Origin of the sequence: Kitasatospora dryopteridis, from assembly GCF_050749075.1 — a bacterium.
Taxonomy (GTDB): Bacteria; Actinomycetota; Actinomycetes; order Streptomycetales; family Streptomycetaceae; genus Kitasatospora.
Map to the genome: position 1 here is coordinate 6,876,449 of NZ_CP192749.1, position 24,708 is coordinate 6,901,156.

Annotated in this window: 22 protein-coding genes and 1 pseudogene; 12 read left to right on the top strand and 11 right to left on the bottom strand. The window is 75.0% G+C overall.

Translation table 11 applies throughout. The annotated features are described in order from the left end of the window. The first annotated feature begins 140 nt into the window (after nucleotides 1–140). On the top strand, nucleotides 141–1,799 hold the full coding sequence (lnt, locus tag ACQ614_RS31135; protein ID WP_431682274.1) for an apolipoprotein N-acyltransferase: 1,659 nt from the start codon (nucleotides 141–143) through the stop codon (nucleotides 1,797–1,799). A 56-nt stretch (nucleotides 1,800–1,855) separates the two neighbouring features. Continuing rightward, the gene (gene fxsA / locus ACQ614_RS31140) at nucleotides 1,856–2,422 is read left to right on the top strand and encodes an FxsA family membrane protein (protein WP_431682275.1); all 567 of its coding nucleotides are present in this window, start codon (nucleotides 1,856–1,858) and stop codon (nucleotides 2,420–2,422) included. Between the two features lie 187 nt (nucleotides 2,423–2,609). Here the strand turns inward: fxsA and ACQ614_RS31145 are convergent, their stop codons facing one another. The 3 genes from ACQ614_RS31145 to ACQ614_RS31155 form a co-directional block, all read right to left on the bottom strand. Beyond that, a complete protein-coding gene (locus tag ACQ614_RS31145) occupies nucleotides 2,610–2,984 on the bottom strand; it encodes an RNA polymerase-binding protein RbpA (RefSeq protein WP_030276069.1) in 375 nt (124 codons plus the stop codon). Nucleotides 2,985–3,246: 262 nt separating this feature from the next. Then, nucleotides 3,247–4,875, bottom strand: a complete 1,629-nt coding sequence (locus tag ACQ614_RS31150) for an FtsK/SpoIIIE domain-containing protein (RefSeq protein ID WP_431682276.1) — start codon at nucleotides 4,873–4,875, stop codon at nucleotides 3,247–3,249. An 89-nt stretch (nucleotides 4,876–4,964) separates the two neighbouring features. Then, a complete protein-coding gene (locus ACQ614_RS31155) occupies nucleotides 4,965–5,159 on the bottom strand; it encodes a hypothetical protein (RefSeq protein ID WP_095871811.1) in 195 nt (64 codons plus the stop codon). Between the two features lie 308 nt (nucleotides 5,160–5,467). On the opposite strand from ACQ614_RS31155, the gene ACQ614_RS31160 reads away from it, so the two are divergent. Genes ACQ614_RS31160 through ACQ614_RS31170 form a run of 3 tightly spaced genes read left to right on the top strand, consistent with a single transcriptional unit; the run spans nucleotide 5,468 to nucleotide 7,244 of the window. Beyond that, nucleotides 5,468–5,872, top strand: coding sequence for an ankyrin repeat domain-containing protein (locus ACQ614_RS31160; RefSeq protein WP_431682277.1), 405 nt, complete (start codon nucleotides 5,468–5,470; stop codon nucleotides 5,870–5,872). A gap of 60 nt (nucleotides 5,873–5,932) precedes the next feature. Continuing rightward, a complete protein-coding gene (locus tag ACQ614_RS31165) occupies nucleotides 5,933–6,409 on the top strand; it encodes a GNAT family N-acetyltransferase (protein WP_431684074.1) in 477 nt (158 codons plus the stop codon). 25 nt (nucleotides 6,410–6,434) lie between these two features. Continuing rightward, nucleotides 6,435–7,244, top strand: coding sequence for a nucleotidyltransferase domain-containing protein (locus ACQ614_RS31170; protein WP_431682279.1), 810 nt, complete (start codon nucleotides 6,435–6,437; stop codon nucleotides 7,242–7,244). Nucleotides 7,245–7,266: 22 nt separating this feature from the next. On the opposite strand, the gene ACQ614_RS31175 is transcribed toward ACQ614_RS31170, so the two are convergent. Continuing rightward, the gene (locus ACQ614_RS31175) at nucleotides 7,267–7,680 is read right to left on the bottom strand and encodes a DUF3761 domain-containing protein (protein WP_431682281.1); all 414 of its coding nucleotides are present in this window, start codon (nucleotides 7,678–7,680) and stop codon (nucleotides 7,267–7,269) included. A 299-nt stretch (nucleotides 7,681–7,979) separates the two neighbouring features. On the opposite strand from ACQ614_RS31175, the gene ACQ614_RS31180 reads away from it, so the two are divergent. Continuing rightward, complete coding sequence (locus tag ACQ614_RS31180; protein ID WP_431682282.1) at nucleotides 7,980–8,741, top strand: AfsR/SARP family transcriptional regulator; 762 nt, start codon at nucleotides 7,980–7,982, stop codon at nucleotides 8,739–8,741. A 58-nt stretch (nucleotides 8,742–8,799) separates the two neighbouring features. On the opposite strand, the gene ACQ614_RS31185 is transcribed toward ACQ614_RS31180, so the two are convergent. The 5 genes from ACQ614_RS31185 to ACQ614_RS31205 form a co-directional block, all read right to left on the bottom strand. Then, nucleotides 8,800–9,474, bottom strand: coding sequence for an ABC transporter ATP-binding protein (locus tag ACQ614_RS31185; RefSeq protein ID WP_431684075.1), 675 nt, complete (start codon nucleotides 9,472–9,474; stop codon nucleotides 8,800–8,802). Nucleotides 9,475–9,482: 8 nt separating this feature from the next. Further along, the gene (locus ACQ614_RS31190) at nucleotides 9,483–10,409 is read right to left on the bottom strand and encodes an ABC transporter ATP-binding protein (RefSeq protein ID WP_431682283.1); all 927 of its coding nucleotides are present in this window, start codon (nucleotides 10,407–10,409) and stop codon (nucleotides 9,483–9,485) included. Nucleotides 10,410–10,414: 5 nt separating this feature from the next. Beyond that, nucleotides 10,415–13,267 carry an FtsX-like permease family protein gene (locus tag ACQ614_RS31195; protein ID WP_431682284.1) on the bottom strand — a complete coding sequence of 951 codons (2,853 nt, stop codon included), beginning with the start codon at nucleotides 13,265–13,267 and terminating at the stop codon, nucleotides 10,415–10,417. Continuing rightward, on the bottom strand, nucleotides 13,264–16,581 hold the full coding sequence (locus tag ACQ614_RS31200; protein WP_431682286.1) for an FtsX-like permease family protein: 3,318 nt from the start codon (nucleotides 16,579–16,581) through the stop codon (nucleotides 13,264–13,266). Before ACQ614_RS31200 ends, ACQ614_RS31195 begins: the two co-directional genes overlap by 4 nt. A gap of 126 nt (nucleotides 16,582–16,707) precedes the next feature. Continuing rightward, entirely contained in the window at nucleotides 16,708–16,905 is a 198-nt protein-coding gene (locus ACQ614_RS31205) for a hypothetical protein (protein WP_030275333.1), read from the bottom strand. Between the two features lie 153 nt (nucleotides 16,906–17,058). Here ACQ614_RS31205 and ACQ614_RS31210 point away from each other — a divergent pair, with 153 nt between their 5' ends. The 5 genes and pseudogenes from ACQ614_RS31210 to ACQ614_RS31230 all read left to right on the top strand — a co-directional run. Further along, nucleotides 17,059–17,589, top strand: a complete 531-nt coding sequence (locus ACQ614_RS31210; protein ID WP_431682287.1) for a MauE/DoxX family redox-associated membrane protein — start codon at nucleotides 17,059–17,061, stop codon at nucleotides 17,587–17,589. Nucleotides 17,590–17,928: 339 nt separating this feature from the next. Continuing rightward, entirely contained in the window at nucleotides 17,929–18,132 is a 204-nt protein-coding gene (locus ACQ614_RS31215) for a hypothetical protein (RefSeq protein WP_431682288.1), read from the top strand. Next, nucleotides 18,129–19,976, top strand: coding sequence for an ABC transporter ATP-binding protein (locus tag ACQ614_RS31220; RefSeq protein WP_431682289.1), 1,848 nt, complete (start codon nucleotides 18,129–18,131; stop codon nucleotides 19,974–19,976). The genes ACQ614_RS31215 and ACQ614_RS31220 overlap by 4 nt, the downstream gene beginning before the upstream one ends. Further along, nucleotides 19,973–20,479: a S26 family signal peptidase gene (locus ACQ614_RS31225; protein WP_431682291.1), complete on the top strand. Its 507-nt coding sequence runs from the start codon at nucleotides 19,973–19,975 to the stop codon at nucleotides 20,477–20,479. Before ACQ614_RS31220 ends, ACQ614_RS31225 begins: the two co-directional genes overlap by 4 nt. Before the next feature lie 37 nt (nucleotides 20,480–20,516). Then, nucleotides 20,517–20,685 (top strand): annotated as a pseudogene (locus ACQ614_RS31230) (IS5/IS1182 family transposase); the annotation flags it as partial. A 230-nt stretch (nucleotides 20,686–20,915) separates the two neighbouring features. On the opposite strand, the gene ACQ614_RS31235 reads toward ACQ614_RS31230, so the two are convergent. Together ACQ614_RS31235 and ACQ614_RS31240 are read right to left on the bottom strand one after the other, a co-directional pair. Next, nucleotides 20,916–23,066 carry a bifunctional polysaccharide deacetylase/glycosyltransferase family 2 protein gene (locus ACQ614_RS31235; RefSeq protein ID WP_431682293.1) on the bottom strand — a complete coding sequence of 717 codons (2,151 nt, stop codon included), beginning with the start codon at nucleotides 23,064–23,066 and terminating at the stop codon, nucleotides 20,916–20,918. A gap of 186 nt (nucleotides 23,067–23,252) precedes the next feature. Next, nucleotides 23,253–23,405, bottom strand: a complete 153-nt coding sequence (locus ACQ614_RS31240; protein WP_431682294.1) for a hypothetical protein — start codon at nucleotides 23,403–23,405, stop codon at nucleotides 23,253–23,255. Between the two features lie 294 nt (nucleotides 23,406–23,699). Between ACQ614_RS31240 and ACQ614_RS31245 the strand changes: the two genes are divergently transcribed. Next, nucleotides 23,700–24,668, top strand: a complete 969-nt coding sequence (locus ACQ614_RS31245; protein ID WP_431682296.1) for a glycoside hydrolase family 16 protein — start codon at nucleotides 23,700–23,702, stop codon at nucleotides 24,666–24,668. The last annotated feature ends 40 nt before the right edge of the window (nucleotides 24,669–24,708 follow it).

Consider the following 24,708-nt stretch of genomic DNA (forward strand, 5'->3'; position numbering starts at 1 on the left):
GCCGGGGCCCCGACCGGACCGCTCCCCGGCCGCACCCCCGTCCTCCGGATGCACACTGATCCGGGGTACCGTCTTCGGACGGGACGCCACCGGGGGCGGACCGACGATCCAGGCGGTACAGCCAGAGAGACGGTGCGCAGGTGGCAGTGCCGGTGGAACAGGAGCGCACGGTGGCGAACGAGGCGGACACCGCCGCGCGGCCGCCGCGGCCCGAGGAGGCCCAGCGGCCCGGCCGGCTCGCCCGCATCCGCGCGAGCCTGCCCAGGACGGCGCTGGCGGTCCTCGCAGGGCTGCTCCTCGTCGCAGCCTTCCCGCCGTACGACCTCTGGCCGCTGTCGATCGCCGGTGTCGCGGCGCTGTCGCTGCTGACCCGCGGCCGCACGCTCCGTCAGGGCGCCTGGACGGGCTTCGCCTTCGGCCTGCCGTTCTTCCTCGGGCTGCTCGCCTGGCTGCGCGTGGTCGGCTGGGACGCCACCGTCGGCCTGTCGGTGATCGAGGCGCTGTTCCTCGCCGCGCTCGGCGCGGGCCTCGCCGCCACCTCCCGGCTGCGCGCCTGGCCGCTGTGGGGGGCCTGCCTGTGGGTGACCCAGGAGTGGGCCCGCGACCGGCTGCCGCTCGGCGGCTTCCCGTGGGGCCGGCTCGCCTTCGCCAACACCGCCAGCCCCTTCACCCCGCTCGCGGCCCTCGGCGGCGCCCCGCTGGTGACCTTCGCGGTGGCGCTCTGCGGCACCCTGCTCGCCTGGGCGGTGCTGCGGCTGCGCCGCGGCCCGCGCCGCTCGCCGAAGGCCGCGGCCCTCGCCGGGCTGGGCGCCGTCGCAGCCCTGCTGGCCGGGTTGGTCGTCCCCGTCCCGACCAAGGGCGACGACACGGTGAAGGTGGCCCTGGTCCAGGGCAACGTGCCGCGCCCCGGCATGGACTTCCTCGGCCGTCCGATGCAGGTCCTCGACAACCACGCGACCGAGACCGAGAAGCTCGCCGCGGACGTCGCGGCCGGCCGCGCCCCCAAGCCGGACGTCGTCATCTGGCCGGAGAACGCCTCCGACCTGGACCCGTTCTCCGAGCCCGCCGCCTACCAGCGGATCGACCAGGCCGTCCGGGCGATCGGCGTGCCGACCCTGGTCGGCGCCCTGGTCGACGGCCCGGACGCGCAGCACGTCCAGAACGAGGGCATCGTCTGGAGCCCCGCCACCGGCCCCGGCGCCTCCTACACCAAGCAGCACCCGGTGCCGTTCGGCGAGTACGTGCCGTTCCGCGCCGAGCTCTCCAAGGTGATCGAGCGCCTCCAGCGGGTCGCCCGCGACTTCTACCCCGGCGACCACAACGGCGTCATGCAGCTCGGCCCGGCCCGCATCGGCGACGTGATCTGCTTCGAGATCGCCTACGACGAGATCGTCCGCGACACCGTCAACGACGGCGGTCGCGTGATCGTCGTCCAGACCAACAACGCCACCTACAACCGCAAGGGCCAGACCGAGCAGCAGCTCGCGATGAGCCGGCTGCGCGCCGTCGAGCACGGCCGCGCCGTCCTGATCGCCGCCACCAGCGGCATCAGCGCCGTGATCGCCCCGGACGGCTCGGTGGTCTCCCGCACCCAGGAGCTCACCCCGGCCGTCCTGAACGCGACCGTGCCGCTGCGCGACTCCCGCACGGTGGCGGACCGGGTCGGCGCCGCGCCGGAGTGGGCGCTGGCCGTCGCCGGGCTGCTGGCCTGCGGCGCCGTCGCGGCGGGCGCCGTCCGCCGGCGCCGCTCGGGCGGAACACCCGAGGACGCGGAACCGTTGAACCGGGTGGTGCCGTAGTCGCGGCCGGAGCAGCCGGCCGGTGGGAGAGCACCCCGATGGAGTGGATTCCTACCGTGACCCAGCAAGCCACCCCGGCCCGCCCCGCCCGGCGCAGCACCCTGCGCCGGGTGCTGCCCCTGCTGATCGCCGCCTGGCTGGTCCTGGAGATCTGGCTGCTGACGGTCGTCGCATCGGCTGCCGGCTGGTTCACCGTGCTGTTGCTGCTGCTCGGCGGCGTGTTCCTCGGCGGCTGGCTGATCAAGCGCGCCGGGATGCGCGCCTTCAGCGCGGCCGTCGAGCAGAGCCGCGACCCCAAGCCCAGGCAGGCGCAGACGCCGACCACCATGACGGTGCTCGCGGGCGTGCTGCTGATCCTGCCCGGCTTCCTGTCGGACGCGCTGGCGCTGACCCTGCTCTTCCCGCCCACCAGGGCGCTGTGGCGGGCCGGCGCCCGCCGTGCGGCGGAGGGCGCGCTGCGCTCCACCGCCCCGGTCGGTGACGACCGCTTCGCCGATGCGATGCGGCTGCAGGAGCAGCTGCGCATCCACCGCCCGGGCAGCACGGTCATCCAGGGCGAGGTCGTCGAGCCGGGCGCGGGCCCGCGCCCGGACACCGAGTACCGTCCGCCGATCACCGGCTGAGCCTGCGGGCACAACGGCCGGGGCCTCCCGCTGCGTGCGGGAGGCCCCGGCCGTTTCCGGTTGCCGAAGGGCTTTCCCGGTTGCCGAAGGGCCGGGGAACGCCGACGGCTGCTGGGAGCGCCGAAGGGCCCGGGCGACATTGCCCGGGCCCTTCTCGGTGCCACCCCCGGCTGGGCCGGGGACGGCGTCACGCGCTCTTGCGGCTGTCGCGCGGGTGTACCGCGAGGTTCATGCCACCGGAGCGGAGCACGGCCAGCCGCTCGGCCAGCACCTCCTCCAGTTCCTCGCGTGTCCGACGCTCCATCAGCATGTCCCAATGGGTGCGCGTCGGCTTGGTCTTCTTCTCTTCCGGCTCCTCGCCGTCGAGAAGTACGGCCTCCTGGCCGCAGAAACGGCACTCCCACACCGAGGGGATCTCCGCCTCAACGGAGAACGGGACCTCGAAGCGGTGTCCGTTCTGACATGCGTACTCGACGGTCTGGCGGGGAGCCAGATCGATACCACGGTCGGTCTCGTAGCTAGTGGCCCCGAGTCGCGTGCCGCGGAGAGCTCGCTCGCTCATGAATCGTGCCTCCCGGGCTTATGGCCCACAGGACTAGTGGTCGCTGTCTTCGTCGTTCGGTCAACGCTCGGCCGTCGACGAAGATTCCCGTCCGGGGACATGCGTCGCCTGTCGTGCCGCCCACGTTTGTACCCATCGGCGCCCGATTTGTCACATCTGATCGGGGATGTCACCCTGCGTACCACTCCTGGTGCGCACAGCGATCACCCGGACGACCCACTCGGGCTCCACGAACGGCCGACACCGTGAAGCCCCGGCCGGTTCACCAGACCGGACGCGGCCGGACCGTCCCGGTGTCCTTCCCGAGTTCGACACCGAGTTCCGCACCGAGTTCCACGCCGAGGTCGGCGCCGAGCTCCGCGACCAGCTTCTCGGCCCGGTCGGTGACCGCGGACGGTGCCGGCGCCTCCGTCCGGGTGTCGCGGTGCGGCAGCAGCGCGATCACCGCGTCCCGCAGCTGCGCCGGGGCGTCCTCGTCGAGCGGGTCGACGGTGGCGGGCACCTGCAGCCGGACGGGAGCGGCGGTGCCGACCCGGGCGTAGCCGCGGCCGGCCGGGGTGTGCGCGGCGGGGGTGATGTCGAGCGCGGCGCCGAGCGCGGCCCGGCCGAGGTCGGGGGTGACCGGGCCGAGCACCACCTTGGTGCGGGTTGCGGCCCGTACGGTCGGGCGCAGCCGGTTGTAGGCCTCGACGTCCTCGGCGATCACCACGGTGACCCGGGCGGCGCGGCCGTGCCGCAGCGGGATCTCCAGCAGGTCCTGCGGGTCGGGACGCTCCTCGGCCTGGGCCAGCTCGCTGAGCTCGGTGGGGTGGTCGAGCAGCAGCCACAGCGGCCGGGTGGCGTCCTCGGGTGCGGCGATGCCGCTGTGCCGGGCGGCGTTCAGCAGGCCGAGCCGCCGCTCGGTCTCCTTGGCGGCCCACTCCAGTGCGGCCACCGCGCCGTGCAGGCTGGTCTCCACCGTGTGCACCCCGGGCCGGTTGACCAGGCAGGCGTGCTCGCCGGTGCCGGCGCCGTCGATCACCACCAGGTCGCCGTGCGGCAGGGCCTGCAGGGCGACCGAGCGCAACAGGGTGGAGGTGCCGGAGCCGGTGGAGCCGAGCGCCAGCAGGTGCGGCTCGGCGCTGCGCGGGCCGACCCGCCAGACCACCGGCGGCTGCTGGGTGACGGTGCCGCCCTGGGTGACCGGGATGGTGCGGCTGCTGCCGGCGGTGTCGGTGAAGCCGAGCACGATCTCGCCGGGGGCGGTGACGAAGCGCTGCGCGGTGATGTCGGTGGCCAGTGGGGCGAGCGCGGTCACCCGCAGCCGGTTGGACTCCTCGTCCCAGTCGAAGCGGTACTCGCGGGCCCGGCCCGCCTTGCCCTGGACGACCTGCTCGATCCGGGCGCGGGCCGCGGGCTCGGTGTCGGTGAAGTACGCCGGATAGGCGATCTCGAGGGCGGCGAGCCGGCCGTCGCCGTCGAACTCCCAGCCGCCGAAGGCGTTCTTGTAGTGCCCGTCGAGGCTGTAGAGCGGGCTCATGTCGTCCGGCCCGGCGAGGTACGGGGTGAGGGCGGTGTACAGGGCGGCGAGCTTGAGGTCGCCGGCGTCGGGCTCGGGGGCGGCGGCGGCCTTGGGGCGGCGGCCGGCCCAGGCGGCGCTCGCCATCAGTGCGGCCAGCGTGAACAGCAGGCCGTGCGGCAGCAGGAAGACGCCCAGCGCCAGGGCCGCCGTCAGGAACAGCGTGGGACCGCGCCGCTCCTTCGGGGTGGCCGCCCAGCGGCTCTTGGTCCACCCGAGGTGGTGGCGCAGCCCGCGGCCGATGAGCGTGAGCGGCGCGAACATGTCGGCGGCGTGGTCGCCTGCGGTGCGGGCGAGGTCGCGGCCGCGGTTGAGATGGCGGGTGAGGGACATGGCGGGCTCCCCGAGCGGTGGGACAGGGGCGGAAGGAGGAAGGCCCGGGGCGGTGGGGTCCGCTCCCGGGCCGCAGTCGTGCCGTGGGATCAGAACTTGATGCCGCCGATGAGGCTGGCGAGTGTCGCCCCGCCCGCCGTGATGCTGGGGGCGATGGAGGAGCCCGCGACGTAGAACCCGAACAGTGCGCAGACCAGGGCGTGCGAGACCTTGAGTCCGTCCCGGCGGAAGAAGAGGAAGGCGATGGTGCCGAAGAGGACGATGCCGGAAATGGAGAGGATCACGTGGTCAGCTCCTCGTGAGGGGGCGGGGACAGTGTTACCGAAAGTGTCTTAATCGTGACAAAAGGTAATAGCTGATGGAGCGTGCGAACGGGTGGACCTGCTCGTGTCCGGAGCGTTCGGAGGTATGCGCACCGAGCCCCGGCCGTGCGCTCCAAGGCGTCCCCCCGCGGCGTGATCGCCCTCGGCGGAATCGGGAAATTCGCCCGAACGGATGCGTGACCTTTGGGCGCCGTCGTCGTCCGCTACGGTGCGTACCGGAATCCGCGCACCCGAGGTGCGCCCGGAAGCGACATCGGAAAGGGCCGCTCATGACCGACGACACCCCGCAGACCCCCGACGCCGAGGTCGTCGAGCTCGCCGGCCGGCTCTTCGACGCCGCCCGCGCGGGCGACGCCGCCATGCTCGCCGCCTACCTCGACGCCGGAGCCCCCGCCGACCTCTCCAACGAGCGCGGCGACAGCCTGCTGATGCTCGCCGCCTACCACGGCCACACCGCCGCCGTGCAGACCCTGCTGCAGCACGGCGCCGAGGCCGACCGCGCCAACGACCGCGGCCAGACGCCGCTCGCCGGCGCCGTCTTCAAGGGCTACGACGAGGTGGTCGCCGCCCTCCTCGACGGCGGCGCCGACCCGGCCGCCGGCACCCCCTCCGCCCTCGACACCGCCCGCATGTTCGGCAAGGACGCACTGGTCGCCCGGTTCGAGGGCCGCTGATCGCAAGCCCTAGGCTTGGTGCCCATGTCGAACACGTCGAACGCCCCGGCCGCCTCGGCCCTGGAGATCCGCACCACCGGCTACGGCCACCCGGACGCCGCCAAGCTCGCCGCCGAGGTCCAGCAGGAGTACGTCCGCCGCTACGGGGACATCGACCAGACGTCCATGCACGAGGACCACTTCGACCCGCCGTACGGCCTCTTCGTCGTCGGCTACCTGGACGGCGATCCGGTCGCCTGCGGCGGCTGGCGCGTCAAGGAGGGCAACGGCGACGGGCTGCTCGACGGCGACGCCGAACTCAAGCGGATGTACGTCGTCGAGCGGGCCCGCGGGCGCGGCCTCGCCCGCGTCCTGCTGCGCCACCTGGAGGGCACGGCCCGGGAGGCGGGCCGCACCCGGTTCGTCCTGGAGACCGGCACCGAGCAGCCCGAGGCGATCGCCCTCTACCGCTCGGAGGGCTACCTGCCGATCACCAAGTTCGGCTACTACAAGGACTCCGAGCAGAGCGTCTGCATGGGAAAGCCGCTCGACGGCTGACCCGGCGCTGTCGGATCATCGGTGGATGGACCAGATCGCCGATTTGTCGACCTCGGCCGTCACCGGCCTGGCTGCCGAACTCGCCGCCGTGGACGGTGTCGTGGGCGTCTGCCTCGGTGGCAGCCGCGCCCGCGGCACCCACCGGCCGGACTCCGACCACGACCTGGGCCTCTACTACCGCGGCCCGCTGGACACCGGTGCACTGCGCACCCTGGCGGCCGAAGCGGCCGGCCGGCCGGTGGAGGTCACCGAGCCCGGCGGCTGGGGGCCGTGGGTGGACGGCGGGGCCTGGCTGACCATCGGCGGCGCCCGGGTCGACTGGATCTACCGGGACGTCGACCGGGTGCGCCGTTGCTGGGACGAGGCGCGGGCCGGGCGGTACGAGACCGGCATCCAGGCGGGGCACCCGCTGGGCTTCGCCTCCCACGCCTACCCCGGTGAGCTGGCGCTCGGCCGGGTGCTGGCCGACCCCACCGGCGAACTGTCCCGGCTCCGGGCCGAGACCGCCGCCTACCCGCCGGCGCTCGGCGAGGCCCTGGTGGCGGCCGCCCGCTGGGAGGCGCCGTTCACCCTCGCCAATGCGGCGAAGGCCCCGCACGACACCGCCTATGTGCACGGCTGCCTGTTCCGGGTGGTCGGGCTGCTCGCCCAGGCGCTGCACGGCCGGGCCGGGCGCTGGCTGATCAACGAGAAGGGCGCGGTCGACGCGGCCGGGCGGCTGCCCGGGGCGCCCGAGCGCTTCGCCGAACGGGCCCACGGCCTGTTCCGTACGGACGCCCGGGCCGCCCTGGCCCGGGCGGCGGAGCTGACCGGCGAAGCGCTCGGGACCGGCTGACTCCCGGCCGCGCGGACGCCGACTACTTGAACCAGTAGCGGACGCCGCCGTGGCCCGAGCAGGTCCCGGAGAAGTTCGCCGAGTAGGAGGGCGTGCCGTCCTTGCACTCGGCCATCTGCGAGGAGGAGACCGGCCTCAGTCCGGCGTCCCAGCCGCAGGCCCCGGTCGTGTGGTGGGCGCACCGGCCGGCCGCGGCGGTGGGTGCGGCCGCGGGCCGGCTCGTGGTCCTGGCGGGAGGGCCGGCGCGGGGGCCGTCGTCCGGGCGGGTGCGGTGGTGGGTGCGGCCGCGGGGGAGGGGGCCTCGGCGCTGCTCTGCACGGCCGACGGCGTGGGTGCCGGCTCCGTGGAGACGGTGGCCGTGGGCGTCGGGGAGGTGGCGGCCGCGGTGGAGGCCACCCGGGCCGGCGGGGGAGCGGCGGTGGCCGCCGGGTCGCATGCGGCGCTGAACAGGGCGAGGGCGAGGAGGCCGGCTGCGGGCAGCAGTCTTCGGCCGCCGAAGGAGAGTGTCACGGCCGGAAAGCTACGCCGAACCGCCCCCGCGGCGGACGGATTTTCCGATGTTCCGACCGGAGTGGCTATGGGGGTGTATGCCCCATGAGTGCGTCCACAATGCAACATCTTGCCGAAACTTGCTGCAACACCCTTGAAATGGAATCCGTTCGCAGGCAGGCTCTACCCCGCCGGGGCCGGCCAGCGGGGGGCGGACCCACGCCAGGAAGTGAGCACGACGAGCCGGTGACGACGTTCCAGATTCTCGGCAGAGTCCGCCTGCAGCCCGACCACGGGCCGGGCGCGCCCCTCGACGTCAAGGGGGCCAAGGCACGCGCCCTGCTGGTGACCCTGCTGCTGCGGGCCGGCACCACCGTCACCCTCGACCGGCTGGCCGAGGCCCTCTGGGACCAGGAACCGCCCCGCTCCGCCGTCGCCAACATCCGCACCCATGCCAGCCGGCTGAGACAGTCGCTCGACCCGCAGACCCCGCTGCTCGGCACCGAGGGCGGGTACGAGCTCCACGCGGACGCCGACCGGTGCGACCACCTGCGCTTCCTCGACCGGGCCGGCGCCGGGCGGGCCGCCCTGGAAGCCGGGGACCCGGACCGCGCCGCCGCCTGCCTCGCCGGCGCACTCGCCCTGTGGCAGGGCGACGAGGCCGCCGTCGGCGTCCCGCGCAACGGGCCCCTCGAAGCCTGGCTCGGCCACCTCGACGAGGAGCGGATGCGCGCCGTCGAGGACTTCGCCGACGCCCAACTGCAGCTCGCGGAACCGCGCTCCGCGCTCCGCGACCTCGCCGGCCTGCTCGCCGCCGCCCCGCTGCGCAGCCGGGCATGGGAGCTGCGGATGCGGGCCCACCACAGGCTCGGCGAGTTCGACGGCCTCACCGCGGCGTACCGGGCCGCCGAGGCCGCCCACCGCCGCGAGCTGGGCACCGGCCCCGGCGTACGGCTCGACGCGCTCTACCGCCGGCTGGTCACCGACGTTCCCGTCCCGGTGGGCTGACCGCACGCCCTGTGGCGGGGCACTCGGACGGCGCGCCCCCGAGTGGTTGCCCTGACCTTCAAAGGCAGTGCTCCACCACGCGGCCGTCGGCGAGTTCCACCACCCGGTCGGCGAGTTCCATCAGTGCCGGGTCGTGGGTGGCGACCAGGACGGTGACGCCCTCGCTGCGGACCACCGCGCGCAGCAGTTCCATGATGGAGCGGCCGGTTTCCGAGTCCAGCCGGCCGGTCGGCTCGTCCGCGATCACCAGGGCCGGCTCGTTCGCCAACGCCCGTGCGATCGCGACGCGTTGCTGCTGTCCGCCGGAGAGTTCGGCCGGCCGCTGGTCCGCGTGTTCCGCCAGCCCGACCAGCGCCAGCAGCAGGCGGACCCGCTCGTCCCGCTCCTTCGCCGGCATCCGGCGCAACCGCATCGGCACACCGACGTTCTCGGCCGCGGTCAGCACCGGGATCAGGCCGAAGGACTGGAAGACGAACCCGATCCGGTCGCGGCGCAACGCCAGCCGGCCCTCCTCGTCCAGCCCGGCCAGGTCGGTGCCGTCCAGGGTGATCCGGCCGGCGGTGGGCGCGTCCAGCCCGCCGAGCAGGTTCAGCAGGGTGGTCTTGCCCGACCCGGATCTGCCCTTGAGTGCCGTGAGTTCGCCGCGGCGGACCTCGAAGGAGACCCCGCGCAGGGCGTGCACGGCCTGCGGGCCGCTGCCGAAGCTCCGCCGGACGTCCTCGGCCGAGACCATCACATCCGTCACCGCGGCTCCTCCTCCGGTCCGTCCGCCACCGGCCAGACACCGATGTGGTCCTTCTCCAACTCCAGGCGCACCCGGCGGGAGAGCCGCAGCGCCCGGGTGAACTCCGCGGGCAGCTGGAGCCGCCCGGCCCGGTCGAGCACGGCGTACTCCACACCCGGGCGGCCCTCCTGCCGGCGCAGCACCTCGGTGGAGGTGCGGCCGTTGCGGATGCGCACCGTACGGGACACCTGCTCCGCCACCATCGCGTCGTGGGTGACGATCACCACGGTGACCCCCAACTCCTCGTTGGCGGACCGCAGGGCGGCGAACACCTCCTCACCGGTGGCGCTGTCCAGCTCGCCGGTCGGCTCGTCCGCCAGCAGCAGCGCCGGCGCATTGGCGTTGGCGACCGCGATCGCCACCCGCTGCTGCTCGCCGCCGGAGAGCTCCCCGGGGCGCCGGCCGAGCTTGCCGCCGAGCCCCAGCAGGCCGAGCAACTCCTCGGCACGGGACTGCCGTTGCGCACGCGGCAGGCCCGCGTAGCGCATCGGCAGCACGACGTTCTCGACCGCCGTCAGATAGGGCAGGAGGTTACGCGCGGTCTGCTGCCAGACGAAGCCGACGGTGCGCCGCCGGTACTCGAGGCGTTCGCGCCGCCGCATCGACAGCAGGTCCCGGCCCGCCACGGAGGCGCTGCCCGCGGTCGGCACGTCCAGCCCCGCGAGGATGGACAGCAGCGTCGACTTGCCGGAGCCGGACGCGCCGACCAGCGCCAGCAACTCGCCGTCCGCCACGGTGAGATCGAGGCCCTGGAGCGCCTGCACCTCGACGCCCTCGCTGCGGAAGATCCGCACCAGGTTCTCGCACACCACCATCCCCTCCTCCCGTTCGGGGCGCCGGGCGGCCGCCGCATGCAGCCGCTCCAGCGAAGGTGCCTCCGACATCGCACTCACCGGGCCTCCCCCAGTCTCAACACGGCCGCCGGCCGGCGCCGCCGGCCGACCACGGTCTCCAGCACCGCGACCGCCAGCACCATCACAACGAGCCCCGATCCGAGCGCGGCGGTGAGCGCCCAGTCGACGGACGGCCCGGACCCGCCGGGCGCGCCGGTCAGGTCCGCCAGGTCCAGGGCGGGGCCCAGCGCCGCCGGAAGCAGCAGCCCGAGCGCCGTCCCGCCGACGCCGGCCGCGACCACCAGCGGCAGCAGCTCCAGCAGTTGGAGCCCGGCCGCGGCCCGGCTGCCCATGCCGAGGGTACGCAGGCAGGCCACCGTCCGGGCCCGTTCCCGCGCGCTCATCAGCAGGTCCACGGCCACCACCAGCAGCGCGACGAGCAGGGCGGCGACGCCGCAGACCAGCGAGGCGCCGTCCAGGGCGCGCACCAGGCCGTCGCCGCCCAGCCGCACCGACTCCGCCGCCCGGCTGCGGACCTGCAGGCGCAGCACCTCGCCGGGCGCACCCGCGGCCGCCGAGGCCCGGTACGCGTCGCCCGAGATCCGGCGGAGCCGTTCGGCGTCCGGCAGCGCCGCGGCCGGGCCGGTGCGGAGCAGGACCGCGGTGCGCACGGTGGGGCCGTCCGGCCGCGGGCCTGCGGCGGCCACCAGCAGCGGCCCGCCGGAGGGGAGTTCGCCCAGCACCGGCCCGAGCACCGGGTCCTGCCGGGCGGCGGCCGGCAGGATGCCCGCGATCCGCAGCCGGAGCACGGTGCGGCCCGCCTCGACGACCTCCAGTTCGCCGTCCGGGACTTCGCGGTCCGCCAGCACCTCGACGGTCGGCACGTCATCCGCGTTCCCGGAGGACCTGAGCCCCGCCGACCGCATCGCCCGGCCGAGCCGCGAACCCGGCACGGCGGCGAGCAGCCCGGCCGGGTCGACCCGGACGACCGCCGCGGAGTGCAGCAGTTCGCCGTCGGAGGCCAGCAGGTCCCGGGCCGCCCCGGTCACCGCGACCGTGCCCGCGACCCCCGGCAGCTGCGCCAGGTCCTTCGCCGCGGAGTCCAGGCCGGCGGGCCCGAGCACCACCGCGTCCGCGCCGGTGTGCCAGGCCGCGGCCCGCTCCCGGCCGCTCTGTACCGAGTCGGAGACCAGCCCGCCCAGCACGGCCCCGGACAGCGCCAGCACCAGGACCAGCACCGCCGCCCCGGCCGCGGGCGCCTCCCGCCCGGCCCGGGCGAACGCCACCAGCGGTACCGCCCCGGTTCGCCGCCGCGCCCACCGGCCGAGCAGTCGCACCGGCACCGGGTACACCCACAGCAGCACCGTCACCGCGGCCGCCCCCAGCATGCCCGGGAGCAGGAACAGTTGGGGGTCGGAGGCGTCGACGGAGTTCCCGCGCAGCCGCAGCGACAGCACCCCGGCCGCGGCCACCAGCAGGACCGTCGCGTCCCGGACCAGGCGCCGCGCCAGCGGCGTGCGCGGCCCGCGGCCGGCCGCACCCCGCCTCGGCTCGCGGTACCGGGCCCAGACCGTGCCCGGCGGCGCACACCACACCAGCAGCACCGCCGCCCCGGCCGCCGCCAGAACGGCCCGGCCCGGCGCCCCGGTCGGGCCGGCCCCGCCGACCGTCGCGGCAGCCGTGCACCAGCCGGCGACGGCCCCGGCGAGCACCGCCGGGGCGCAGGCCAGCAGCCGCAGGCCGGCCAGCCCGGCCAGGCCCGCCCCGCGGGCGCGGCGCAGTTCGAGCTCGCCCGCCTCGCGGCGCACGGCGAGCCGGGCGCCCGCGAGGGCGCCGATCACCGCGACGGTCATCAGCCCCGCCAGGGCGAACGAACGCAGGGCCTGCGTCCGCGCGCTGCGCCGTTCGAAGGCCGACACCACGGCGGACAGCCGCTCGGTCACCTGCGGCGGCGACACCCGGCGCAGGTCGAGCTTGCACGGCAGGGTGGCCAGCGTCCGGTCGCCGCACACGCCGACGGCCGCACCCTGGACGAACGCGGTCGCCTCGCGCCCGAGTTCGCCCGGCCGCCCGGCCGCTCCCGCATCACCGCCGCCGTCCACCCGGACGCGGTAGCCGAGGGTCAGGGCCAGCCCCGACGGGCCGGCCGTGCCGCGAGCCTCGATCGCCTCGATGCCGGCCGCGCCGACCAGGAACTCGACGGCGGTGCGCCGCCCCCGGGTGGTGTCGCTCACCAACGGCCTGGCCAGCGAGGGGAACTGCTGCCACAGGTCGGCGGTCTCCGCGACCGGCTCGAAGACGCCCACGACCACCGCCTCGGTGTCCAGCCCGGGCCCGCGGAGCGTGACGCGCCGGCCGGGGGCCAGCCCGAGGGCGTCCGCGTTGGGCCCGGACAGGGCGACCTCGACGGGGCTCAGCGCCGGATCGCCCGCCGGGGTGCCCGGTGCCCGCCCGGCCGTCCAGCGCACCTCCCGGCCGGCGTCCTGCGCGTAGACGAGCTGGCCGGTCGGCACGGTGCCGGACGGCTGCCGGACGGCGGGGCCGCCGACGGGGACGGGCCCGGTCTCGATCCGCGCGGCCGGCGCGCCGAGCGCTGCCGCGAGCCGCGGGCCCGCCCCGCGCGCCATCCCCTCGGCGAGCCGGCCGAGGTCCTGCTCCAGGCTGCCGAACTTCGGCGCCACCGACGACCCGTCGTCGGCCGCCGGCGGCCGCAGCCCGGACCTGACCGCGACCAGCGGCCCGTCCGAGCCGGCCTGCTCCACCTCCTGGGCGAGCGCCCGCGTCGCCAGGCGGTCGTACGACGGCTCCCAGGCCGCCGCGAACGCCGCCAGCACCGCCACCAGGACGAACTGCAGTGTGTACAGCGGCAGTCGGCGCGATACGGCCCGCGGCCACCGGCCGGCGATCATCCGTCCTCCCCTGCCCTCAGCGCCCGCGCCAGGTCGACGCGGGCGAACCGCCGTGCCAGCACCGACGAGCCGGCACCCACCAGTGCGCCCGTGGCCAGTGCGGCGGCCGCGGTCGCCGCCCACCCCGGGCTCGTCCGCAGCGCCGGGAACACCGCCCCGGCGCCGCCGTCCACCACGACCAGCGGCAGCAGCACGGCCGCCGCCGCCACGCCCAGCACCGAGCCGAGCAGCACCGACAGACCGGTCAGGGCGAGCGTCTCCAGGCGCAGCACCGCGGCCAGCCGGCCCGGCGCGACACCGATCGCCCGCAGCACCGCGAACTCCCGGCTGCGCGACCGGGCTTCGGCCGCCCCCTGCACGGTCGCACCGGCGAGCGCGAACACCGGCGCCAGCAGCAGGCACAGCCACAGCGCACGGCGCAGCCCGGCCTGGTAGGGACCGGCGGCCAGCGCCCCGGCCTCGTCCCGCAGGCTCCGGACGGCGCCCAGGTCCGGCCGTCCGCGCAGCGCCGCCTGCGCGGCGTGCCCGCCGTCCGGCCCGGCCGCGAGCCACCAGCGGGCCTCCGGCGCGGGCTGCGCCCCGCCGAGCATCCGCTGGGCGGCGAACGCCCGGGAGTCGGCCAGCACCGCCGGCCGCTCCCGCGGCAGGCCCGGGACGGCCGCGATCCGCCCGACGACCACGGCACGCACCACCGGGTCGGTGCCGGAGGCGAGCAGCAGCGCGGAGCCCACCCGCAGCCCGGTGGCGAGCAGCGCGTCGTTCGCCAGCACCGGCAGCGGCGGCGCGTCGGGGTCGGCGGTGACCGTGTACGCCACCTCGGGGGCACGGCCGTCGCTCATCCCGTTCGGCTGCTGGGTGCGCAGCACGGCCCGCAGCAGCGTGCCGGGCCGCTCCGCGACGGTGCACGGGCCGGCCAGGTCGTCACTGGTGTCGGGGATGCGGGCCGCGGTGTTGCTCGCGGGGTGTCCGGGGCAGCCGATGTTCTCCGGGCGGCCCGCGCCGGGAGCGGTGGCCGTCCACCCGCTGCCGGCGGGCACCGCGAGGTCGTGCCGGGCGGCCGCACCGACGGCGGTGAGCCGTTCCACGTCCAGCGTGAGGCTGCGCCGCCCTGGCAGCTCCGCCGCGGGCTGCACGGCGATGCGGGCGACCCGCACCGGCCGGTCGGCGGTGACCGCGGCGGAGAGATCGAGCCGAAGGGTCCGTGCGGTGCCGTCGGCGGGCAGCGGGGCGGTGAGCGTGCGGGCGAGCCCGTCCGCGTCCTCGATCAGCAGGGCGAGCCGCACCGCGTCGGCGGGCAGCGGACCGTCCGCGGACAGGCTCACCGACAGCTCCAGCCCGGTCGTCCCCTCGGGAACGGGCAGACCGTACTCGGGCGTGCCGCCCCGCAGCAGCGGCAGCAGTGCGGCGAGCGGCCGGTCGGCGAGGTCCGCCCGCAGCGCGGGCAGTACCGTGCCCGCTGGCGAGAGGGTCTGCTGCGCGGTGCGGGTGTTGACCGCCACCGTCTGCACCGGCAGGTTGCCGATGTCGGCGCGGGCCTCGACCACCGGCGTCACGGCACGGACACCGGGCAGCGCCGCCAGGGCAGTGAAGCGCCGGTCCGACGGGAGGTCCCCGCCGCCGACGGCGAGGTCAGCGCCGACGGCCACGGCCGCCCGGTCGCGGTAGCTCGGCCCCAGCGAGGCGAGGGCCGTGGCGGAGAACGAACAGACGGCCAACGCCAGCACCGAGAGCAGCATCGAGGCCGCCGGGCCGCCCGGCCGGCGGCTGATCCGCCAGCTGCCGAGCGGCAGCACCAGACCGGTGCTGCGGGCCGCCAGCCGCTCGGCCAGCCGCATCAGCGGCGGCAGCAGCCGGAGCAGCAGCAGGGCGCCGGCGGCGAGCACGGCGGCCGGGGTGAGGACCAGCACCGGGTCGGCCCAGGTGCCGAACCCGACCCGGCCCGGATCGGCCACCGGACCGCCGTAGTGCCGCAGTTGGAGGTAACCGAGCACGGCCGCCAGCAACAGCGCCAGGTCCACCCCGGCCTGCTGGGCGGCCGTCCGACGGGCCGAACGGCGACGCACCGCACCGTCCCGCGCACCGGACAGGGCGAGCCGGGCCACCGGCAGCAGCACGGCGGCGCCGTGCACCAGCAGCATCACGCCGACCGCGGCCACCGAACCGGCGGAGACGCCCGCGCCGGCCATCACCAGCGGCGCCACCAGCACGGCCCCGGCGAACGCGGCCGGCAACGCGACCGCCGACCACTCGGCCGCCGCCGTGAGCAGCAGCTGCCCGCCGCCCGCACCCCGGGCCAGCCGGAGCACCGTCTCTGACGCCCTGCCGTCACTCAACTGACGAGCCGTCAGCGCGAGGGTCAGGGCCGCGAGCACGGTCAGCAGGGTGACCGGAACGTACAGCGAGGAACGGGCTGCGAGCATCGGCAGCGCAGTGTCCGCCAGCAACTCCGGCAGCGCCGTGCGGACAGTCGTCCCGCCGACGGGCGGCGGGGCGTCCCGGTACACGGACCGCACCGGGTCGCCCGTGCCGAAAGCGGCCGACCGGGCCCGCAGCCCCGCCAGCCCGGCCACCCGCAGCCCGGAGGCGTCGGGCACCGCCACCCACTCGGCGAGAGCACTGTCCGCCAGCGCCGGCTCCGAGCCGAACGCCGCCGGGGAGACCAGGGCGGCGACCTGCGCCACGTCCCGGCCCGGCTCGGCCAGGCCCTGCCAGAACGCGCCGCCCTGCGGCAGCACCCGGTACCGGCCGGTGATCCGCAGCGTCACGGTGTGGTTCCGGGAGCTGGTCAGCACCAGCGCATCGCCCGGACGTACGCCCAACCGCTGCGCCAGCTCGTCCGGCAGCGCCGCCGCCACCTCCCCGCCGATCCCGCCGGCCGGCCAGTCGCCCGCGGTCAGCTGCGCATGGCGGCCGGGGTCCGCGACACCCACCGGCAGCAGCACCGACCCGGAGGGCAGGGCCGGCTGCCCGGCCGGCCGGGCCGTGGTCAGCGGCGCGCCCGTCCGCGCGGCGGTCTCCACCCGGTACGGGACACCCGCCAGCACCCGCCGGAACGCCGCACGCACCGAGCGGTCGGCCGCCGCCTGCGCGCCGGTCGCGCCCAGCTCCGTCTGCACGGCCACCGACAGCCGCCGGTCGCCCGCCAACTGCCGCCGCACACCGTCGGTCACGGCACGGCCGGACAGCGCGGCCAGTACCGTCACCGCCGCCGCGGCCACCAGCACCGCGAGCGCCGCCGAGACCAGCGGCAGCGCATGGTGGCCGATCCCGCGGGCCACCGCACGGTGGGCCCGCAGCCCCGATCGGTCCTGCACGGACGTCCTCCTCGCGCCACTGCGCCTGCCGATGCCAACCTGAAAAACGACCTGCCGGCGAAGCGCCCGCGCGGACGGCGGCGGCCCGCAGGCCGCCACCGTCCGCGCACCCGGGCGCCGCGCGACTCAGCAGCAGCTGCCGGTGTTTTCCCAGCCGGTGCAGAAGCTGCTGTCCCAGCACTTGTTCTGCTGGAGGCGCAGGTTGCGGACACCGCAGCCGGACGAGCTGACGCAGCGGGTCTGGTACCACCAGGTGGCGTCCGCCGTGATCTTCGGCGCGAAACGGGCGGCCACGGCATCCGCGAACTGCTGGAGCTTGCTCATCACGTACTCCTCACTCCCACCGACCGCCGAGTGCGGCCGGACAGCCGTGGACGCTAACCGCCCCGCATACAGCACACCTCTCGCCCGCACAGTACGCGCCGTGTATCTCCCTTTCCTACGCTGCGACTTCGCCGCCCGTGGAGAGGACTTCCGATGTACTACGCAGCGGTCGCCTGCCGCGTCCTGCTCGCCCTGGTGTTCGCGGCCTCCGCCGTCTCCAAGGCGCGCAGCCGCAGCGCCTTCTCCGCGTTCGAGGCCGCGCTGCGCGCCATGCGGCTGGTGCCGTCCGGACACGTCCGCCGCACCGCCCGGCTCGTCGTCGCGGCGGAGGCCGCGCTGCCCGTGCTGCTGGCCGTGCCCGCGACCGTGACGGCCGGACTGCTGCTGGCCGCCGCGCTGCTCGCCGGCTTCACCGCGTCGATCGCGGTCACCCTGCGCCGGGGCGCCGTCGTCCCCTGCCCCTGCTTCGGAGCCGCCGCCGCACCGCTCGGCGTCCGCCACCTGGTGCGCAACACCCTGCTGGCGGCCGCCGCGCTGACCGCCCTGGCCGCCGTCCACCGGCCGCCCCCGGACGGCGGCGCGCAGGCCGCGGCCCTGCTCCTCGCGGTCGGCGCCGGCGCCCTGGCCGCCACCGCGGCCGCCACGCTCGACGACCTCGCCGCCCTCTTCGCCCCCTCCCGCTAGGAGCTCCGCCATGCCCGTGCTGATCTCGGCCGTCGTCCTGCTGGGCGCACTCGGCCTGTTCAACCTCGTGCTCTCCTTCGGGATCGTCCGGCGGCTCAACGCCCAGGGCGCACCGCAGCCGCCCGCCCACGACGGGCTCTCGGACGCGGCCAGCATCGGCGCGGTCGCCGGCCCCTTCTCGGTCACCGCCGTCGACGGCTCCACCGTCTCCCGGGACACCCTCGCCACGCCCGCCCTGGTCGGCTTCTTCGCGCCCGGCTGCCCGCCCTGCGCCGAGCTGCTGCCCGAGTTCACCGGCCGGCTCGCCGAGGCCGGCCGCCGGCCGGCGACGTGCTGGCCGTGGTCACCCCCGGCGCCGGCCAGCAGGAGTACATCGACGCCCTCGCCGGGGTCGCCACCGTCGTCACCGGCGACCACGCCCAGCAGGTGGTGGCCGCCCTCGGCGTCAGCGGATTCCCGGTCGTCGCCCGGCTCGACACCGACGGGACGCTCCACGTGCTCCACCGCGACCTGCGGGAGATGGCCCGGCCGGTGCCGGCGTGAGGCGGCACCTCGCCGCACTCGGCGCCGTCCTCCGCCTCGCCGTACGGACCGCACCCGCCGCGCTGCTCGGCTGCCTGCTGGCCGCCGCGGCCGTCGCCGCCCTGCCGGTCGCGGTCGCCTGGCTGATGAAGACCGTGCTGGACGGCCTCACCGCCCCGGCCGCGACCTCGCCGGGCACCGGCCTCCTGCTGCCGGTCGCCGGCCTCGCCGCCGCCGGCACCGCCGCAGCCGTCCTGCCGCACGTCGAACAGCTGATGCGCGGCGAACTGTCCCGGCGGATCGCCGTCGAGGCCCAGGACCGCCTCTACGCGGCCGTCAACTCCTCGGTGGGGCTCGGCCGTTTCGAGGACCCGGCCCTGCTCGACCGGCTCCGCCTCGCCCAGCAGTGCGGCCAGGAGGCGCCGCCGCAGATCGTGATGGGCGCGGTCGGCGTGCTCCGGACGGCCCTCACCACCGCCGGGTTCATCGCCTCCCTCGCCGCGATCTCCCCGGCGCTCGCCCTGCTCGTCCTGCTCGCCTCCGCACCCGCGCTCGCCACCGAGTTCCGGCTCTCCCGCGCCTGGGTCGGCACCGCCCTGCGCATCACCCCGTACGAGCGGCGGGAGATGTTCTACGGGCAGCTGCTCGGCGACGTGCAGGCCGCCAAGGAACTGCGGCTGTTCGGCCTCGGCACCCACTTCCGCACCAGGATGCGCGCCGACCGCGCCGTGGTCGACGCAGCCAACCGCCGGATGGAACGGCGCGCCGCCCTGCTGCAGGGCGCGCCCGCACTGGTGTCCGCCGCGGTGGCCGCCGCCGGACTGGTCTGGGCCGTCCGCGCCGCTGCCCGCGGCGAACTCTCCGTCGGCGACGTCTCGGTGTTCGTCGCGGCGGTCGCCGCCGTCCAGGGCGGCATCGGCACCGCCGCCGCCCTGGCCGCCCTCGCCCAGCAGAAACTCGCGCTCTTCGGACAGTACTTGGACGTCCTCGCCGACCCCGTCGACCTGCCCACCCTCGAACCCGCCCGCCAGGCCCCGCCGCTGCAGCACGGCATCGAACTGCGCGACGTCTGGTTCCGCTACTCCGACCAGCACGACTGGGTGCTGCGCGGGGTCGACCTGACCCTCCCGGCCGGCCGCTCGCTCGCCCTCGTCGGTGACAACGGCGCCGGCAAGAGCACCCTGGTCAAACTCCTCCTGCGGTTCTACGACCCCACCCGCGGCACCGTGCTCTGGGACGGCACCGACATCCGCCACTTCGACCCGGACGAACTGCGCGCCCGGATCAGCGCCGTGTTCCAGGACTTCATGCGCTACGACCTCACCGCCGCCGAGAACATCGCCCTCGGCGACATCCGCGCCACCGACCCCGGCCCCGTCCGGCAGGCGGCCGCCGAGGCCGGCGCCGACCGCCTCCTGCAGGCCCTCCCGCACGGCTACGACACCATGCTCAGCCGCTCCTTCCTCCAGGACCCGGACAACCCCGAGGAAGGCGTCGAACTGTCCGGCGGACAGTGGCAGCGGGTCGCCCTCGCCCGCGCCATGATGCGCCGGCAGCCCGACCTGCTGATCCTCGACGAGCCCACCGCCGGCCTCGACCCCGCAGCCGAACACGAGGTCCAGCAACTGCTGCGCCGCCACCGGCACGGCCGGACCGGCCTGCTGATCTCGCACCGCCTCGGCACCGCCCGCGAGGCCGACCTGATCGCCGTCCTGCGCAACGGCACCGTCGCCGAACACGGCACCCACGCCGAACTGATCGCCGCCGACGGCAGGTACGCCAGGCTCTTCCGCCAGCAGGCCGAGGGATACACCGACAGCGAGGCCACCGCACCCGACCCCGCCCCCGCAGGGAACGCACGATGACCGCCGCCCTCCTCGCCCTCGCGGCACTGCTGCTCCTCGCCGCCGGCTGCCTGGCGGCCGTACGGCGCCGTCTGGTGATCACCGTCGAGGGGGTGAGCATGCAGCCCACCCTGCGCGCCGGCGACGTGCTGATCGGCCGACGGGCCGGGCTCCGGGCGCTGCAGGTGGGCGGACTGGTGATCCTGGAACGCCCCGACCCGTCCGGACACTGGCCCCCACCCGGCACCGGCCGGCCGCGCCGCTGGATGGTGAAGCGGGTCGCGGCCCTGCCCGGCGACCCGATGCCCGCCGCCCTGACCGACTTCGCCGCCACCCCGGTCGTCCCGCCGGCCACCGTCGTGGTGCTCGGCGACAACCGCTCCGCCAGCATCGACTCCCGGACCCTAGGCCCCGTCCCCGCCCACCGCATCCTCGGCGTCGCCCTGCGCCGCCACCGCCCCGGCCCGGGCGCCCGCCCGCTGACCCCGCCGGCGGGAGCGGCTCGGAGCAGCATGCGCCAGTAGTACCAGAAGTGACCCATCTCCGATGTGACCAGCAACCCTGGCTGACGGCGCCTACCTGAACACCGGTCTGGTCGTCCCCCCGCAATCGCGCCGGCCGGCCACTCCTCCGCATCCAGGAAGAGGACAACGCCGAACACCGCTGTGTCCGCGCCCGCGTCGAGCACACCTTCGCCCGCCCGCCCGGCCGGGTGACGGTCAGGCGGTGTTCGGCGAGGCGGGCCGACCAGGCGGGGCTGGCGGGCGGTGCGGGTGCTCCGGCCGTCCTCGGGTAGGGGGCTTCCGGACACGCCGAAGGCGGGACGCTTGAGCGAGCGCGACATCAGCGAGCCGGCCAGCGCGAACATCCCCACCTATCGACAGGAAGACGACGGGGGCGGGGACCCGCAGCTGGACGGTGTCCTGGTGCCGCCGAACCACCCGAAGGAAGTACTCTCGGTCACGCCTCCACCGGTGCGGCGACCTCGCCGGTGCGCCGGAGCTTCTGCCAGCGCAGTCGGCCACCGGTCATCGCGGTGATCGCGGACTGCAACAGGACGATGTACATCAGCTGTCGGTAGACCAGCTGCTGGCTCGGCAGGCTGATCAGGTGCCAGGGCTTCTCGCGGTCGAGCCGGAAGGCGTACAAGGACAGCACGGCCTGGATCAGCAGGAAGCCGCCGAAGCTGACGAGGGTCAGCCCGGCGTCCGCGAACAGCACGCCGTACAGCAGGAAGATGTCGACCAGCGGCGCCAGCAGCGGGGCGACCACGCCGAACATCACGACGAGCGGCAGCCCTAGGCGGCCGAAGCGCCCGGCCAGCCCGCCGGCGGTGACGGCGCGGCGGTGCTTCCACATCGCCTGCATCGAGCCGTAGCTCCAGCGGTACCGCTGGGACCAGAGCTGCTGGAGGCTGGCGGGGGCCTCGGTCCAGGCGCGGGCGCGCTCGGCGTAGACGATCCGCCAGCCTTCGCAGAGCACCGCCATGGTGACGTCGGTGTCCTCGGCGAGGGTGTCGTCGCTCATCCCCCCGACCGCCTGCAGGGCCTCCTTGCGGAAGGCGCCGACCGCGCCGGGGATGGTCGGGATGATGCCGAGCATGTCGTACATCCGGCGGTCCAGGTTGTGGCCGAGGACGTACTCGATGTGCTGCCAGGCGCCGATCAGGGTGTCGCGGTTGCCGACCTTGGCGTTGCCCGAGACCGCGCCGATCCCCGGGTCGCCGAAGGGCTGGACCAGCTCGCGCACGGTGGACGGCTCGAAGACGGTGTCGCCGTCCATCATCACGACGATGTCGTGCGAGGCGGCCGCGATGCCGACGTTGAGCGCACTGGACTTGCCGCCGTTGACCTTGCGGATCAGCCGGACGAACGGCAGGTTCATCTCCTCGACGATGTCCGCGGTGCCGTCCGAGGAGCCGTCGTCGATGACGATGACCTCGATCGGGTAGTCACTGGCGGCCAGCGAGTTGAGGGTGTTGGCGATGCACTCGAGCTCGTTGTAGGCCGGGACGAGCACGGTGACCGGCTCGGTGACGGGCTCGCCCCAGGCGTCCTGCCGCTTGGCGCGGCGGGCGTGGATCGGAGCGAGGACCAGCATCAGCGCGAACCGGCCGAAGTTCAGGAAGCCGACCACGGCCAGCAGCGCGATCAGCACCGGCAGGGTGTGCAGGCCCAGCTGGGTGGCCCAGATGTAGCCCTTGCCCGCCCACAGCTGGAAGCCGTGCACCGGCGTGGTGGCGCTGGAGGCGCCGAGTGCCTCGGAGATGGTGGCGAAGCGGTAGCCGTCGGCCTGCAGCTTGTCGATGAGCATGCCGAGCGCCTCGACGGTCTGGGAACGGTCGCCACCGGCGTCGTGCAGCAGGATCAGCTCGCCCGCGCCGGGCTTGGCCGGCAATGCCTCCTTGACGATCGCGTCCACACCCGGACGCTTCCAGTCGTCGGTGTCGTGGTCGATGAAGGCGGTGACGTAGCCGCGGGCACCCAGGTACTTGACCACCGGGTAACTCCAGTCGTCCAGCGCGGCCGAGTTGGACGAGTACGGCGGGCGGAACAGCGCGCTGTGCACCCCTGCGACGCCGGCCAGCGCCAGCTGGGTCTGGGCCAGCTCCCAGTTGATCCGGGCGTGCGACTGGACCGCCAGGTCGGGGTGGGTGAAGCTGTGCAGGCCGATCTCGTGGCCGTCCGCCACGATCTTCCGGATCAGGTCCGGGTTGCGGGCGGTCATGGCGCCGGTCACGAAGAAGTCCGCGCGGACGTTGCGGGCCGCGAGGATCTCCAGGATCTTCGGGGTCCACTCCTCCGAGGGGCCGTCGTCGAAGCTCAGGACCACGGTGCGGTCCGGGATGCTGTAGCTCACCGGGTGGTCGTTCCTGCTGCCGCGCGCGTCGATGATCGGGCCGCCCTTGAGCAGATCCGCCGGCACGGTCGTCTTGTCGACCGAGTCGGCGATCCGGGCGTCGTGGAACACCTCGTTGGTGGCCAGGCCGCGCAGGACGATGAGCAAGAGCAGGCACGCCAGCAGGGACAGGGGCATGAAGAAGCGCAACGGCGGCGCGGCCAGTCGGCGCGGCCTCCGCAGGGACTGCCGGCGGCGCTGGTGGCGGGACATTGGCGCTCCTGGAGATGGGTGGTGCGGCGGTTCAGGGGTGCTTGGTCGACTGGCCCGAGGGCGTCGCGCCACGCGGTGTGGTGATCGTTGGCTTCGACGTGGTCTTCGTCGAGGGGGTCGCGGAGCGCGAGGGCGTCCCGGGCGACGACGTCGACGGCGAGTGCGACGGGGTGGGTGACGGCGACGTCACGGGTGTGGGCGGCTGCGCGGGTATCCCCATCGCCGGGCGGCCGCCTGCACGACGATCGGGCTGCCGGCCGTGGCGGCCGCCAGGGCCGCGCCGACCACCGAGACCGGGTGCGCCGATCCGCGCTCGATGGAGGTGATGACTGGGCGCACCTTGCGACGCCTTTCAGTGCGTGGACCGCGGAAGCGTAGAGCGAACGCTAGTGCACCAACCTGAATCGAATTGGGTTCGATGAGTGGATTTGGCCCGATCTGGCGAGGGGTTGTAATCGGATCGAAATGCCGGTCGGTGCGTACCGGAACGTAGGCGTGCACGCACCGTTCACGTCGGACTCCGTCCCTCCGGATCCGGACGGGCGCGCGCCGGAGGGGCCTGGGCGTCCCGTTAGGATGACCCCCTCATCTGATCAGTGCGCACGTGTGATCGGTACGCCCCAAGGAGCCCGCGTGAGTCAGCCCCGCCGCATCCCTCGTCACCGCGCGTGGAGCGTGCTCACCCTCCCGACCCTGCTGTGCGTGCTCACCGCCTGTTCGAGCGGTCCGGCGTCCGGTGGCGGCGACGGCGCCGCTGCGACGGCGAAGGGCGGGTCCGCGACCAGCGCCTCGCCGACCCCGACCGGCCCGCCGGGAACCCTGTTCGACAGCTTCCACTACACCGGTCCCACCGACCCCGCGCTCACCGCCCACGGCTGGGAGATCCGCACCGGCGAGGGCGGCCCCGGGATCAAGGACACGTGGTCCGACGCCGGCGCGAGCTTCCCCGCCGACACCACCGCCCAGGGCGGTCGGACCCTGCAGCTGCAGGCGTCCACCGACGGCACCCAGAAGGGCACCAAGCAGGTCGAGATCCAGAGCACCGGCACCAAGCTCTTCAACGGCACCTTCGCCGCCCGGGTCTACCTCAGCGACAAGCCGGCCGGCGGCAAGAACGGCGACCACGTCGTCCAGTCCTACTTCCCGATCTCCCCCTCGGACGACTCGGCGAACTACAGCGAGCTCGACTACGAGTACATGCCGAACGGCGGTTGGGGCACGCCGGGTCCGCAGCTCGACACCACCAGCTGGGTCAAGGCCGATCCGCCGGACCGGGTCACCAAGCCGCACAAGAAGCGCTTCGAGGGCTGGCACATCATGATGGTCACCGCCGTGGACGGGAAGGCCACCTACTCCATGGACGGCAAGGAGCTGTTCACCAGCACCGGCAAGTACGTCCCGCGCGAGAAGATGGACATCCACTTCAGCAACTGGTTCATCGACCTGCTGCCGTCCCTCGGCGGACAGCGCACCTGGAACCTGAAGATCAACTGGTTCTACTACAAGGACGCCGCGGCCGTCTCCTACGCGGACGTCCAGAAGACGGTGGACGGCTTCTACAGCGCCGGCACCGACTTCGTGGACACCCTGCCGAAGTCCTGAGCCCGGCCCGAACGGCGAAGGACGGGTCCGACCCCCGGTC

Coding starts and splice junctions, on each gene's coding strand:
- ACQ614_RS31145 (WP_030276069.1), bottom strand. CDS start 2,984: ATGAGCGAGCGAGCTCTCCGCGGCACGCGACTCGGGGCCACTAGCTAC.
- ACQ614_RS31160 (WP_431682277.1), top strand. CDS start 5,468: ATGACCGACGACACCCCGCAGACCCCCGACGCCGAGGTCGTCGAGCTC.
- ACQ614_RS31185 (WP_431684075.1), bottom strand. CDS start 9,474: ATGGTCTCGGCCGAGGACGTCCGGCGGAGCTTCGGCAGCGGCCCGCAG.
- ACQ614_RS31225 (WP_431682291.1), top strand. CDS start 19,973: ATGACCGCCGCCCTCCTCGCCCTCGCGGCACTGCTGCTCCTCGCCGCC.
- ACQ614_RS31235 (WP_431682293.1), bottom strand. CDS start 23,066: ATGTCCCGCCACCAGCGCCGCCGGCAGTCCCTGCGGAGGCCGCGCCGA.
- ACQ614_RS31190 (WP_431682283.1), bottom strand. CDS start 10,409: ATGTCGGAGGCACCTTCGCTGGAGCGGCTGCATGCGGCGGCCGCCCGG.
- ACQ614_RS31175 (WP_431682281.1), bottom strand. CDS start 7,680: ATGCGACCCGGCGGCCACCGCCGCTCCCCCGCCGGCCCGGGTGGCCTC.
- ACQ614_RS31170 (WP_431682279.1), top strand. CDS start 6,435: ATGGACCAGATCGCCGATTTGTCGACCTCGGCCGTCACCGGCCTGGCT.
- ACQ614_RS31210 (WP_431682287.1), top strand. CDS start 17,059: ATGTACTACGCAGCGGTCGCCTGCCGCGTCCTGCTCGCCCTGGTGTTC.
- ACQ614_RS31195 (WP_431682284.1), bottom strand. CDS start 13,267: ATGATCGCCGGCCGGTGGCCGCGGGCCGTATCGCGCCGACTGCCGCTG.
- ACQ614_RS31150 (WP_431682276.1), bottom strand. CDS start 4,875: ATGTCCCTCACCCGCCATCTCAACCGCGGCCGCGACCTCGCCCGCACC.
- ACQ614_RS31205 (WP_030275333.1), bottom strand. CDS start 16,905: ATGAGCAAGCTCCAGCAGTTCGCGGATGCCGTGGCCGCCCGTTTCGCG.